The sequence below is a fragment of the Shewanella sp. SM87 genome (genome assembly GCF_025653705.1).
In the GTDB taxonomy this organism is placed as follows: domain Bacteria; phylum Pseudomonadota; class Gammaproteobacteria; order Enterobacterales; family Shewanellaceae; genus Shewanella; species Shewanella oncorhynchi.
Window position 1 is genome coordinate 156,047 of record NZ_JAKKSC010000010.1, and the last position, 13,969, is coordinate 170,015.

Annotated in this window: 10 protein-coding genes, 3 tRNA genes and 1 rRNA gene; 6 read left to right on the plus strand and 8 right to left on the minus strand. The window is 45.0% G+C overall.

Annotation, left to right across the window (positions count from 1 at the left end; translation table 11 throughout):
* Positions 1-105: 105 nt before the first annotated feature.
* Positions 106-1,032, minus strand: a complete 927-nt coding sequence (locus L5M11_RS10560; protein WP_028759267.1) for a TPR end-of-group domain-containing protein — start codon at positions 1,030-1,032, stop codon at positions 106-108.
* Positions 1,033-1,192: 160 nt separating this feature from the next.
* On the opposite strand from L5M11_RS10560, the gene L5M11_RS10565 reads away from it, so the two are divergent.
* Positions 1,193-1,915: a pseudouridine synthase gene (locus L5M11_RS10565; protein ID WP_263143490.1), complete on the plus strand. Its 723-nt coding sequence runs from the start codon at positions 1,193-1,195 to the stop codon at positions 1,913-1,915.
* Between the two features lie 96 nt (positions 1,916-2,011).
* On the opposite strand, the gene hmpA is transcribed toward L5M11_RS10565, so the two are convergent.
* From hmpA to L5M11_RS10595, 6 genes are all read right to left on the minus strand, one after another.
* Positions 2,012-3,205, minus strand: coding sequence for an NO-inducible flavohemoprotein (gene hmpA, locus L5M11_RS10570; protein WP_113939924.1), 1,194 nt, complete (start codon positions 3,203-3,205; stop codon positions 2,012-2,014).
* Between the two features lie 250 nt (positions 3,206-3,455).
* A complete protein-coding gene (locus L5M11_RS10575; RefSeq protein ID WP_263192058.1) occupies positions 3,456-5,081 on the minus strand; it encodes a methyl-accepting chemotaxis protein in 1,626 nt (541 codons plus the stop codon).
* A gap of 165 nt (positions 5,082-5,246) precedes the next feature.
* Positions 5,247-5,333 (minus strand) — tRNA-Leu (locus L5M11_RS10580).
* Between the two features lie 68 nt (positions 5,334-5,401).
* A tRNA-Leu gene (locus L5M11_RS10585) sits at positions 5,402-5,488 on the minus strand.
* Positions 5,489-5,542: 54 nt separating this feature from the next.
* Positions 5,543-5,618 (minus strand) — tRNA-Phe (locus tag L5M11_RS10590).
* A gap of 228 nt (positions 5,619-5,846) precedes the next feature.
* A complete protein-coding gene (locus tag L5M11_RS10595) occupies positions 5,847-6,608 on the minus strand; it encodes an outer membrane protein assembly factor BamD (RefSeq protein ID WP_105249967.1) in 762 nt (253 codons plus the stop codon).
* Positions 6,609-6,730: 122 nt separating this feature from the next.
* Between L5M11_RS10595 and rluD the strand changes: the two genes are divergently transcribed.
* The 3 genes from rluD (at position 6,731) to clpB (ending at position 11,213) form a co-directional block, all read left to right on the plus strand.
* A complete protein-coding gene (gene rluD, locus L5M11_RS10600) occupies positions 6,731-7,705 on the plus strand; it encodes a 23S rRNA pseudouridine(1911/1915/1917) synthase RluD (protein ID WP_105249966.1) in 975 nt (324 codons plus the stop codon).
* Positions 7,706-8,440: a peptidoglycan editing factor PgeF gene (pgeF, locus tag L5M11_RS10605; protein WP_263186841.1), complete on the plus strand. Its 735-nt coding sequence runs from the start codon at positions 7,706-7,708 to the stop codon at positions 8,438-8,440.
* 199 nt (positions 8,441-8,639) lie between these two features.
* Entirely contained in the window at positions 8,640-11,213 is a 2,574-nt protein-coding gene (gene clpB, locus L5M11_RS10610; RefSeq protein ID WP_263186842.1) for an ATP-dependent chaperone ClpB, read from the plus strand.
* Positions 11,214-11,490: 277 nt separating this feature from the next.
* Here clpB and L5M11_RS10615 read toward each other — a convergent pair whose 3' ends face one another.
* The gene (locus L5M11_RS10615; protein ID WP_173246326.1) at positions 11,491-11,958 is read right to left on the minus strand and encodes a DUF4124 domain-containing protein; all 468 of its coding nucleotides are present in this window, start codon (positions 11,956-11,958) and stop codon (positions 11,491-11,493) included.
* 94 nt (positions 11,959-12,052) lie between these two features.
* On the opposite strand from L5M11_RS10615, the gene pssA reads away from it, so the two are divergent.
* Together pssA and L5M11_RS10625 are read left to right on the plus strand one after the other, a co-directional pair.
* Entirely contained in the window at positions 12,053-12,904 is an 852-nt protein-coding gene (pssA, locus tag L5M11_RS10620; protein ID WP_006085775.1) for a CDP-diacylglycerol--serine O-phosphatidyltransferase, read from the plus strand.
* A gap of 727 nt (positions 12,905-13,631) precedes the next feature.
* Positions 13,632-13,969: ribosomal RNA gene (locus L5M11_RS10625) — 16S ribosomal RNA — on the plus strand; the annotation flags it as partial.

The following is a 13,969-nucleotide window of genomic DNA, read 5'->3' on the forward strand; positions in this document are numbered from 1 at the left end:
AGTGCACTTAAGTTGTTTGCTTGAGGCGTTTTATCTGTGGGATAAAACGTCACTGAAAGCTAACGCTACATATTAAGCATTCGTTCTGGGCTTAAACTTAGGAGCTTAGGGCTTATCAGGTTCGTGATAGGCCAATAAGGTTTCGAAACGAGGATGCCCTTTAAGTTGTGAGAAATCAGCTTCATCCAACGCTAGCTCTTTGAAGGATGCGCTGTTATGGATTGCACGTTCCAAATCAGAAATTGCCCTATCTTCAACACCTAAACACGCAAAGGCGCAGGCTCTTTGATAAAAAGCATGGGCGTTAGTTGGGTCAACTTCCAAAACACGATTACATAGGCTTTGTGCCCAATTAAATTCGCGCATTTCCATTGCGGCATCGGCCTTGTAGGTCAGCGCTTCCAAGTCTCCAGGTCGAATCGTGAGGATTTCATCGTAGACTTCAATTTTTTGTTCGGGTGTCTGGGCACTTTGGGCGCGTAGCCACAGATTATGAATTTCATTAATCACTTCTATTTCACGATTATTGTCTGTGATAGTACGACTCTTATGCTTGAGTTCTTGCTCGAGTAATTTGAACTTTTCTTCGTATTGTTCGGCAATACTCTGTAGCTGATTCGCGGCCAGTTTGGCGGTATGTGTCTTGATTTCCCGTAGGGATTGCCAGCCGATAAAGGCGACTAAAGAGGCGACGCCGGCGATCATATAAAAGAAGTAAGTGACAGTGACATTGGCGTAATTCATCGACTTGTCGGCAACGGCCAGTTCGCGATCTGTGATATCTATGGTGAGGCGCCGCTCAAGATCCTGTTGATCGTATCTGAGAGATTTGAGTTCATCGAAGACGTAGCGCTCTATCAGCGGTTTATCATGGATGGCGAAAGGTTGAGGCGCTTCAGGGGGATTTTCTGCATCGCTCGCTTGAGTGAAGAATGAGCTCGCGAGTATCACTAAAAACAAGGCTAAAAATAGCAGGTTCGAACGTATCATAACGGGACTTGCAGATAAGTTTTTGATGCGGTAACCACTCACAATAAGATGAATTGAACGCCTAGCTTAACAAATTTTGCCTAGTTTGATCTAATTTTGCTCTAAATAAGCTCTGTGATGCTTACAGTATTGGCTCGCTATGACCTGAACTCGCATCCTGCTAGAATGGCTATCCCATTCATATTTCGTCATTTGTGGTGTTATGCAGTCTAAGCGCGGCCGACTCGATCGTTATCTCTGTACCCAGTTACACACTCACCGTAAAGCGGTACGTGAACTGTTACTCTTGGGCCGAGTACGCGTTGATGGATTGATAGTGAAGGACATGGATAGGCAAGTGGATGAGTTTTCTCACATCCAACTCGATGGGCAAATATTACAGGCCAACACGCCAGTTTATTTGATGTTGCATAAGCCGATTGGCGTGGTGAGCGCGACTAAAGATACTCAGCATAAAACCGTGATTGATTTGCTCGATTGCGAAGCCCGTGATGAGTTACATATCGCGGGTAGACTAGATTTAAATTCTTCGGGTTTGTTATTACTGACCAATGACAGCCGCTGGTCTGATGCACTAATGTCACCAACGCATAAGGTCGATAAAGTGTATCGCGTTACCTTAGCTAATCCATTAACTGAAGAATATATCGCCGCATTTGCCGAAGGTATGTATTTCAGCTTTGAAGATATAATAACTCAGCCTGCTAAATTGGTGATCCTTGCTGATCATGTTGCTGAAGTGACTTTAAAGGAAGGTAAGTACCATCAAATTAAGCGGATGTTTGGTCGCTTTCGAAACCCAGTTGTTGGTCTACATAGATTATCAATAGGTGATATTGTGTTGGATGAAGCTCTGGCGTCGGGCAAAAGTCGTGTGCTGACTGCCGCAGAAGTGGCTTCTATCCGCTGTAAACCGGTAGCTTAGAGACATAGAGCACTTCAATTTATTAGCCATTATTCTGCGGATTCTAAATATAAAAATGGACTTGAGAGTCAAGTGTCCCAAGCCCGTGACATGGGATTAGAGATCGGCGTGGGGGCCGAATACTTCATAGTGCATGTTTTCAGTTGATACACCCAGAACGAGTAATTGTTGCTTGATGGCTGACATGAATCCAATAGGCCCGCAGAAATAGTAACGTGCATGGGGAAGCAGTTGATCTGCGACTTTGCTTAATTCCATTTGTCCTTCAAAATCATAATCTGTACCTACCACATCGGTTGAACTCGGCTTGCGATACCAAACATGGCTCTTCAGATTATGATGTTGCTGGCGCTTGGTGTGAATAGCCTGTTTGAAACCATGTACATCACCTTGCTCACAGGCATGTAGCCAAGTAATAGCACTTGGATGTTGCAACTTGATCAATTGATTCAACATGCTTTTCATCGGTGTTTGACCCACTCCTGCTGAAATGAGCACTACGGGGATGTCCGCCTCGACTTCTAAGATAAAATCTCCCGCCGGCGGCATAATTGCAATTTTGTCACCGATATGCATGGTATCGTGTAGCAGATTAGACACTTGACCACCTAATTCACGTTTCACACTGATGCGGTAACTGTTGCCATTCGGCGCATCGGATAGGGAATATTGGCGGATTTCTTCATATGCTAAATTGGGATGTTTTAGTTTCAAACTTAAGTACTGGCCGGGAATGAAATCTTTAACTGGCTTACCATCTTCGGGCGTCAATATGAAGGAGGTAATGACTGTGGACTCAGTCTTTTTCGCGCTAATGATAAACTGACGCTCACCCACCCAACCGCCATCTTGTTCTGCATGTTCCTGATAAATTTGAGCTTCTCGTTGAATAAATATATCTGCTAAAAATCCATAGGCCTGGGCCCAAGCTTCTAATACTTCTTCTGTTACTGCATCACCGCCTAACTCTTTAAGGGTGGCCAATAAGTGGCTGCCGACGATCGCATATTGCTCAGGCTTGATCAGAAAGCCTGTATGTTTTTGGGCAATGCGCTCGACAGTCGAACTTAGCACCGTTAAGTTTTCAATATTTTTAGCATAAGCCGCGACGGCGTTGAACAGGGCAACAGGCTGGCCACCAGAATGCTGGTGTGCCAAGTTAAATACATCTTTTAGTTCAGGATTATGTTTGAACATACGTTCATAAAAATGGGTCGTCAGCGCAGGGCCTGCGGATTCGAGTAAGGGGATAGTGCTCTTGATAACTTGGATTGTACGGCTGTCCAACATAGAAAATCCTTAACATGTAAATATTATGAATGTTAAATAAGTTTAAAGATCTATTTGATTTAGATCAATAGTGATGATCGCAATTCGTGCTACCGATAAGCGTGATTGAGGTCATTTGAAGTGCTTTATCAAAGCGGGTATGAGATAGGGAAATGATAAATAAATATATTATTTCAATGTATTACAGAGGTAATGGGGGAGGTTAACTGCAACAGCAAAGCTTATTGCAGTCATAGTGTGGTTTTTTGACTTAGAGTTTAAATGCACTCACTTGATTGCGCATACTGTTGGCGAGTTTAGTTAAATTAACCACAGATTCACTTAATTCAGCCGCCGATGCGGTGGAATGTTCGGCAATATCGCTGATGGCAATAATACTGCGATTAATGCTTTCGGCAACGCTACTTTGTTCTTCGGCAGCGGTCGCAATATGAGTATTAAGTTCTGTGATGCTGTCTACTGAGGAGACGATTTCTTTCAATGCTTGGCCTGATTGATTGGCTTTATCATTAGCATCATCTACTTGATTTATACCAATTTCCATAGCGTTAACTGCTTCTTTAACGCCTTGTTGTAGTGTGGCAATCATGGCCTCAATTTCTTGGGTAGACTTTTGGGTGCGCTGCGCAAGGGTCCGTACTTCATCCGCAACGACTGCAAAGCCGCGGCCTTGTTCTCCCGCACGGGCCGCTTCAATGGCGGCATTTAATGCCAATAGATTGGTTTGCTCGGCAATGCTTTTTATCACATCGAGTACACGGCCGATATTTTGGCTTTCATTAGACAGAAATCCAATGACTTGTGCCGTTTTTTGAATTTGATCAGATAATTGCGACATACTGCTAATCGATTGCATCACAATATTATTGCCATTGGCGGCATAGGTATCGGCATCTTTGGCTGAATCTGCCGCTGCAGATGCGCTTTGGGCGACTTCTGCGACCGTTGCCGTCATCTCATTCATGGCCGTTGCAGTTTGCTCCGTTTCAGCTTGCTGCTGTTGCATACGTTTATTGGTTGCCTGCGTGAAGCTGCTTAACTCATTTGCTGAACTATTAACGGTATTTGCCGCTTCGGCAATCGAATGAAGAATGCCCCGCAAGTGTTCAATAACTTGGGTGAGGCTAGTGGATATTTGTCCTAGCTCATCGTGATTAAAAGTAGTGAATTTGACGGTAAGATCTGAGTCTTGATGGATCAGCTTCAGTTTACTGAAAATGTCATTAATAGGATTCATCACGCTGCGATTGACCCAGAGCCCAATCACAATACTGATAATCATGGCGGCACAGGCTAATGCTACAAAAATAGTGATTGAAGATTGGTAAATGGCATTCACACGATCTTTTTCTTCGCCTGCCACGCGAATTTGCAGTGCAATCAGTTCAGATATTTGGTTACTGATGGGGTCTATTACTTGGTAAAGCGGCAAGATATTGGCCGATAATTGGCTTGATACATCACCATTTAATCCTCTTAAGCGTGAGACCAGAGTGTCAATCTGTTGATTCGCGGGTGAGAACAGTACTTCGGCTTGTTTTACGAGTCGGGATTCTTCTGAGGTAAGTTCAGTGGCTAAGTATTTTTGCCAATGCTGGGTAATGGTAGATTTGGCACTGTCTAGCGCTTCAGCTGCTTGAGAGGCGGTGAAACCACCCGCGTTCGCCTTATTGACCGCATCGATAACATCGACCGCGTACTTATCAGCAATCACTTTTAAATCGTCTAGTGGCACAACTCTATCGCCATAGATACGTTCAACACCCGATTCAATTTTACCCATCATATTAATGGCGAGAAAGCCAATCGTCATTAGCATTACAAGGGGAACCAGAATGCCGATAGACATTTTTTGTTTTATTTGTAGACCGTTCATATGGATAGCCTCAGTGAACTAAAGAGTCCTTTAGGCAGAACTCTATCTATCCCTATGATGAGTCTGTAACAATAGGTATAGCAAATCTGAGGAAAGAGGGGAGAGTTACAGAAAATTTATTTTGCTTTAGATACAAAAAAACCTCGCTTGGCGAGGTTTAAATGTTGGTACAGATGAGAGGACTTGAACCTCCACGCCCTTGCGAGCACCAGCACCTGAAGCTGGCGTGTCTACCAATTCCACCACATCTGCATGGCTATTCGATATTTCATCGAATTGACAATCTTAACACTGTGAATCTTAACTTTTGAACTGCAATTTGGTACAGGTGAGAGGACTTGAACCTCCACGCCCTTGCGAGCACCAGCACCTGAAGCTGGCGTGTCTACCAATTCCACCACACCTGCACTGTACCTATCGCAGTTCTCTAACATAAGTCGCTATCGCAACACATTTAAAGATGGTGCCCGAACCCGGAATCGAACCAGGGACACGAGGATTTTCAATCCTCTGCTCTACCGACTGAGCTATTCGGGCGACGGGCGCAATTTAAAGGCTTTTCGGGTTTTGAGTCAATAGATTTTTACTAAATAACGGAAAAAGTGACTCAGTTGGATAAGATTTACACGAAAGTGTCATTTGTGTTGGTATTGAGGATGTAAAAATAGCCAAACCACTATCCACACTGAGAACTTAGCGTTATCTATTTATGGCTTATCTAGGGTCACCAAGCAAAAAATGCCCCTATTAAAGGGGCATTCTCGGTTAGTTTGATAAGATTTCATTGTTTGGGAAGTTAGCTTGCATTACCATGAGCACGTTTTGCTTCAGCTTGCTCTGACCTAATTCGCCATAAGCTTCTATCATTATCTCTAATGCCCGTTCATTTGAAGGGGTGCCAGGGTATGTTTCCATTACAGATTGTGCTCGGATTGCTGCGGCGCTCCATGCATTCATCTTGAGATAATACTCGGCAACTTGAATTGAATATTTTGCTAAGCGATTCTTCAACGCTAACATGCGTTTTTGCGCATCGGCGGCATATTTGCTGTTAGGGTAGGTTTTGATAAGACGATCAAAATCTTTGAAAGCATCTTGAGCATTTTTAGGGTCACGATCGGTTCGGTCGATATTAAGCATGTCGTGGAACATGTAATTGTCGGCTTGCATGTTCACTAAACCGCGCATATAGAACACATAGTCTACATCTGGATGAGTTGGATTAAGACGGATAAATCTGTCTATGTTCGCAATACCAGAAGCGACATCGTCCATTTTATAGTAAGCATATATCAGGTCTAACTGGACTTGAGTTTTGTGAGGTCCGAAGGGGAAGCGTGAGTCTAACGCTTCCAAAGAACGGACAGCTTTAGAGTAATTGCCAAGCTCCATAGAGGTTCTTGCCTGAGTATAAAGTACATCAGGTGACGTTTTGGCGGCAATATCGTTATCATCAGGGCTGCTGCTACAGGCTGATAACGCTAGTGAAAATAGGACTAAGGTAACGCCTTTGGAAAATTTATACATACTTGAATTCAATTCTTTTTAAGTTGTAGTTAAGAATTTTTCCATTTCACTATAAAATAGAAAACATCCGATTGTAACAGATAGCACACATTTTTTGACCCCTAAATGGGGATACGGTTCCTATGACACAAGAGATTAATCTAAAAAGCGAGATTTCGGCAACACAAACTGGACTGAGATTAGATCAGGCCCTAGCAGAGTTGTTCCCAGATTACTCGCGCACGCGCATCAAGGAATGGATCCTATCTGATGCAGTTTATGTTGACGGCGTTGTCGTTAATAAGCCCCGAGAGAAAGTTTATGAGCTGCAACAGATACTCATAGATGCCACTCTTGAAGAAGAAGTTCACGCAGCGGCACAGGCCATTGATCTGGATATCGTCTATGAAGATGACGACATTATTGTGATCAATAAGCAAGCGGGACTCGTGGTTCACCCTGGTGCTGGCAATGCCGATGGCACTTTGATGAATGCACTATTGCACCATTGTCCCGATATTGAGCATGTACCACGTGCTGGTATTGTGCACCGTCTGGACAAGGATACTACAGGTTTAATGGTTGTAGCCAAAACCGTTGAAGCGCAAACCCATTTAGTGGCCGCCTTGCAGGCCCGTGAAATCACTCGTGAATACGAAGCGATTGTGATGGGGACTATGACAGGTGGCGGTACTGTGGATGAGCCGATTGGTCGTCATCCAACGAAACGTACTCATATGGCGGTGCATCACTCAGGTAAACCAGCTGTGACGCATTATCGTGTGGCGGAAAAATTCCGTAATCACACTCGTCTAAGATTGCGCCTTGAATCTGGTCGTACTCACCAAATTCGTGTGCACATGGAATACATAGGCCACGTATTAGTGGGCGATCCTGTGTATGGTGGTCGTCCAAAACCGCCGAAATGGGCCAGCCCAGAGTTTTTTGATATTCTGAAAAACTTCAAGCGCCAAGCTCTGCACGCTGTGCGTCTTGAATTAGCCCATCCTGTGAGTTGTGAAATCATGAGCTGGCACGCGCCAATTCCTGAAGACATGGTGATTTTGACGAAAGCACTGCGTCAAGACACGGTCGAGCATCCGATCGAGTATTTGTAAGTGTTTAATCACGATTGGCCTGTTCCCGCTAATGTTGGCATCGCTATGACAAATCGTCATGGCGGTGTGAGTGTGCATCCCTATGACAGTTTGAATCTTGGACTGCACGTCGGTGATGCGCCTGAGCTGGTGATGGCTAATCGTGAATTACTCTGCAAACAATTAGCGTTAACCGCCGAGCCTGTCTGGCTCGAGCAAGTGCATGGTACTCATGTGCTTAATTTAGATGCGCTGAGCTTAGCTCCTGCTGTGGATACACAGATTGCCGATGCCAGTTACAGCCGAACGGCTAGCCAAGTTTGCGCTATAATGACTGCCGATTGTTTACCTGTGTTGTTGTGTAATCAAGCGGGAACCGAAGTGGCTGCAGCCCATGCCGGTTGGCGTGGTTTATGTGATGGCGTGATTGAGGCCACCGCGGCGCAGTTTAGTTCACCTATGGATGAGTTGATTGCCTACCTCGGTCCGGCTATTGGTCCACAAAAATTTGAAGTCGGTGTTGAAGTACAGCAAGCCTTTTGTACTTTACATCCGCAGTCGGCAGCGTGTTTTATTCCAAGTGGTAACAAGTATCTTGCCGATATTATTGGCTTGGCTAAATTACGCTTGAGTTTACTCGGTATAAACCATATTTATAGCGCAGATATCTGCACAGTCAGCGACACGGATTACTTCTCTTATCGTCGCGATAAGGTGACGGGACGCATGGCTTCATTGATCTGGCTTAAGTCTTAAGCCAATTCCCCTACAGTTTGTATTTATTTGCGCGTTATTCTCTTGAATTTGGCTAAATAGCCCCCATCTTTTAACTAACGAAATGTAATACCAATCCTATTTAGATCTCTCCATTAGCGGTACTGATTTTAAAGCCACTAAATTGGCAAGATGTCTTATGGATTGGCATATCTCTACTATATGAGTGTTAGGAGGCTGTATGCGACTCGATCGTATGACCAATAAATTTCAGCTTGCCATCTCTGATGCCCAGTCACTCGCACTTGGGCGTGATCATCAGTTTATTGAACCGCTGCATTTGATGATGGCATTGTTGAACCAAGATTCAGGTTCAATCCATCCCTTATTGACCCAAGCTGGCATTCGAGTGAGTGCGCTGCGATCGCTCTTGAGTCAAGAGCTGGAACGCTTACCTCAAGTTGAAGGGACTGGCGGCGATGTACAATTATCCCAAGGTTTAATCCGTTTATTAAATCTGTGCGATAAATTGGCGCAAAAGCGTAAAGATAAATATATCTCTAGCGAATTATTTGTATTAGCTGCGTTAGAAGGTGCCGATGCTCTTGCACAAGCGTTGAAAAAAGCCGGCGCGACCAAAGAGTTGATGGAACAAACCATTGAACAAATGCGCGGCGGCCAAAAAGTGGATGATCCGAACGCTGAAGATCAACGCCAAGCGTTGAAGAAGTTTACTATCGATCTCACCGAGCGAGCCGAACAAGGCAAGTTAGATCCTGTGATCGGCCGTGACGATGAAATTCGCCGTACGATCCAAGTGTTACAACGTCGCAGTAAAAATAACCCCGTCCTTATCGGTGAACCGGGTGTGGGTAAAACGGCGATTGTTGAAGGACTTGCCCAGCGTATCGTTAATGGTGAAGTCCCCGAGGGCATTAAAAATAAGCGCGTTTTATCCCTCGATATGGGCTCATTGATTGCGGGCGCTAAATATCGCGGTGAGTTCGAAGAACGTTTAAAAGCGGTACTTAATGAGTTATCACAGGAAGAAGGTCAAGTGATCCTCTTCATCGACGAGCTGCATACTATGGTCGGCGCCGGTAAAGGTGAAGGCGCAATGGATGCGGGTAACATGCTCAAACCTGCGTTAGCGCGTGGTGACTTGCACTGTGTGGGTGCGACAACGCTCGATGAGTATCGTCAGTATATTGAAAAAGATGCGGCGCTTGAACGACGTTTCCAAAAAGTGTTGGTGGATGAACCAAGCGTTGAAGACACCATTGCTATTTTGCGTGGACTGAAAGAACGTTACGAGCTGCATCACCATGTGGAAATTACCGATCCGGCGATTGTGGCGGCAGCGACCATGTCGCACCGTTATGTGTCGGACCGTAAGTTACCCGATAAAGCGATCGATTTGATCGATGAAGCGGCATCGAGTATCCGTATGCAAATGGACTCAAAACCTGAGTCACTCGACAGGCTCGAACGTCGTGCTATCCAGCTCAAACTGGAGGAGCAAGCGTTAGCCAAAGAAAATGATGAGGCGAGTCGTCGCAGGCTTGACCATCTGCAAGAGGAATTACGTGATGTTGAAGCGAAAGCTTCAGAGTTGAACGAAATCTGGCGTACTGAAAAAGCCGCATTAGCGGGCACTCAGCACATAAAAGCCGATCTCGAACAGGCTCGAATGGACTTAGAAGTAGCGCGTCGTGCGGGTGATTTAACTCGGATGTCTGAGCTGCAATACGGTCGTATTCCTGAGCTTGAAAAACAGCTCGATTTGGCATCGCAAGCCGAAATGCAGGACATGACGTTATTGCGTAACAAGGTTACTGAGTTCGAAATCGCCGAAGTATTGTCGAAAGCGACGGGAATACCCGTATCGAAAATGCTTGAAGGCGAGCGCGAAAAATTACTGCAAATGGAAGTGGCGCTGCATGAACGAGTGATCGGCCAAAACGAAGCCGTCGATGCGGTCGCGAATGCGATTCGTCGTAGCCGCGCGGGTCTGGCGGATCCAAATCGCCCGATTGGCTCGTTCCTGTTCTTAGGCCCAACGGGTGTAGGTAAAACTGAGCTTTGTAAATCACTGGCGAGGTTCTTATTTGATACCGAATCGGCCTTAGTGCGCATTGATATGTCTGAGTTTATGGAGAAACACTCAGTATCGCGTTTAGTGGGTGCGCCTCCAGGATACGTAGGTTATGAAGAGGGCGGTAACTTAACGGAAGCCGTTCGTCGTAAACCTTATTCGGTGATATTGCTCGACGAAGTCGAGAAAGCGCATCCCGATGTGTTTAACATTTTACTGCAAGTGCTTGATGATGGACGCTTAACCGATGGTCAAGGTCGTACTGTCGATTTTAGAAATACAGTGATCATTATGACCTCGAACTTAGGCTCCGACATTATCCAAGAAGGATTTGGTCAAGTGACCTATGCAGAGATGAAAGCGGCGGTAATGAATGTCGTCACTCACAGTTTCAGACCCGAGTTCTTAAACCGTATCGATGAATCTGTGGTGTTCCATCCATTGGATGCTGCCAATATCAAACGTATTGCTTCGATACAAATTGCTTCCTTACGCCAACGTTTGGCTGAAAAGGACTATACATTGGAGATCACCGACGACGCATTATCACTGATTGCGGAAATTGGTTTCGATCCTGTGTATGGTGCAAGACCGTTGAAACGGGCATTGCAGCAAGAAGTCGAAAACCCGCTGGCGCAGAAATTACTGCGTGGCGACTTGTTACCGGGTAAACCGATCAAGGTCAGCTGTGCGGGTGGCGAGTTAGTGTTCGAGCAATAACCTGTGACCAGTAGCTAGTCACTTAGTGTGTTTTTTGAATGCGATACGTTAACAGCAAGCTTGAAGTTGGATAGGTTGAAATAGGCGAACTGCAATAAGCGTTCTTGAATGAACGAGCTTGAAATAAACTATCTCGCAATAAGAGATAGCGCTTTCTTAGTCAGTATCGCTCCCGCTTCACGCGCTAAAACGAAAGGAGCCGAGTTTTTAACTCGGCTCCTTTTTTATTGCATCAGCTTAATCGTTGTTCATTAATGTAGTGGCATAGTGAATTTGGCTACTTCTTATCACAGAAGAGTTTGATTCTTTCCTGCTGTTGGGCAATAGAGGCTTGGCGATCCTCCTCAGTCATAGCGACAGATTCACCCGAATCGGAAGTTTGGCGGATAAGCTTAGTGTGCGTTGTGAGTATTTCTAAATTGTGTTTTGCACTCTCACAAATGGAGTTAGCCTGTTTGGCGTCTTTTTCTTTAATCAGTGCCGCTGACTTTTCTAATTCATTGGCTTTAGAAGTTGGCTCAACTTTCTTTATCGGCGCGATAAAACCGACTTTCGCCTGCTCTAAATCTTCACTGTAGAGTTTTGATGTTTTGATGCTTTCTTGTTGTGGGGCTTGCTGGCTGTAATGTGTCACCCCATTTTCATCGACCCAAGTATAGATAACGCCCGCAGAAACGGGGCCAATGAAAAGGCTGAGCCAGAGCCATCGATACAGTATTGTTCTGAACATGTTCACTTTTAACATCGAAATTATCCCTAACTGGTCTCTCATCGACATGATAATAAAATATGTTATCTTGAAAGCTAACTTCTCTTCACTGAACTAGCGTAATAAGTGTATGCAAAATTCTTCAAATCAAACAGTAAAGAATAAAGGTATCTATTTACTGCCTAATCTTTTTACGACAGCAGGATTGTTTTCTGGCTTTTATGCTGTGATTGCTTCCATGAATGCTAACTTTGAAGCTGCTGCAATAGCCATTTTTATAGCCATGATCTGTGATGGTCTCGATGGTCGAGTGGCAAGACTGACTAATACTCAAAGTGATTTTGGTGCCGAATACGACAGTATGGCGGATATGGTGTCCTTCGGAATGGCACCAGCACTACTCGCCTACAATTGGGCATTAGCCGACTTAGGTAAAATTGGTTGGTTGGCGGCATTTATTTATTGTGCAGGTGCGGCACTCAGGCTCGCTCGATTTAATACGCAAGTTGGCGTCGCCGATAAGCGTTACTTTCAAGGTCTCGCCAGCCCGGCAGCCGCAGCTGTTATTGCCGGCAGTATTTGGCTTGGTAATCAATATAGTCTCGATGGAAGAAACATCAGTTGGATTGCGGCCCTTGTTACTGCGGCAACCGGTTTACTGATGGTCAGCAATTTCCGCTATCACTCCTTTAAAGAAATTGACTGGCGTGGCAAGGTTAACTTTATCGTGATCTTACTGGTCGTCGGTGTATTTGTGGTGGTGTCAGTTCAACCTGCATTGATCTTATGTGTCGGCTTCTACTTATATGCGATTTCAGGCCCAATCATTACGATTCGAACCGTGAGAAAACTCAAAGTCGCTCATATTGTCGGTGATGATACGGTAGCGAATGTCGAGACGAACTCCTCAGTCCAAGCTGCTGCACAAACTCAAGTCGTTACAGATCTCGAGAAAGAGAAACAAGAAGAGCATAAACCTTAGGGCTCGTGCTTTTGATCATTGCTTATCATTAGCTAGGTGCAAACAAGAGTAAGGCATCACACTAGGCATAACGTTTTTAGAGGTTTGCTGATAGATATAGCGAGAAATAGCTATCAACTTCCGTTTATGCCCATTCAATCTATTAAAACCCCAGCAATAGGCGATTTTTTCTGCCAGACTTATCAACCCAAACAGCGATATTGCTCAGTGTTGCAGTATATTTCTGCAGTTTGATGGTTATTTATTCGCTTGGCGGAGATTGTTAAAAAAGCCCTTGCACAAAATCCTCTGCTGCCTATAATGCGCATCCACTGACACGGCAGACAGCGTTAAGCAGCCTGATGTGACAGTTCATCGATGAGTTTACTGATTGATGAGTGTTGAGAAAGTTTGCAAAAACTCCTTGACGCGAAACGGGAAATGCGTAGAATACGCAGCCCTAGCCAACTGGAAGCGTTCGGCGCTCAGTGTGGTACTCAAGTTCTCTTACGAATATTGAGTTGCTCTTTAACAAGATAAAACAAGAAATCTGTGTGGACACTCACAGGTGTTGAGTTAATCGAAACTGCTTAGCCTTCGGGTTGGCAGTCAAAAATTTAAATCAATGTAACAATGAGTGTTCATAGTAATATGTACAGTTTGTTTCAACCCTTCTTTTATAGGGAGTGCGAGAAACAAAAAATCAGAATTCATTGAGCCGTTTGACGAAAGTCAAACAACAAAACTTTAATTGAAGAGTTTGATCATGGCTCAGATTGAACGCTGGCGGCAGGCCTAACACATGCAAGTCGAGCGGCAGCACAAGGGAGTTTACTYCTGAGGTGGCGAGCGGCGGACGGGTGAGTAATGCCTAGGGATCTGCCCAGTCGAGGGGGATAACAGTTGGAAACGACTGCTAATACCGCATACGCCCTACGGGGGAAAGGAGGGGACCTTCGGGCCTTCCGCGATTGGATGAACCTAGGTGGGATTAGCTAGTTGGTGAGGTAATGGCTCACCAAGGCGACGATCCCTAGCTGTTCTGAGAGGATGATCAGCCACACTGGGACTGAGACACGGCCCAGA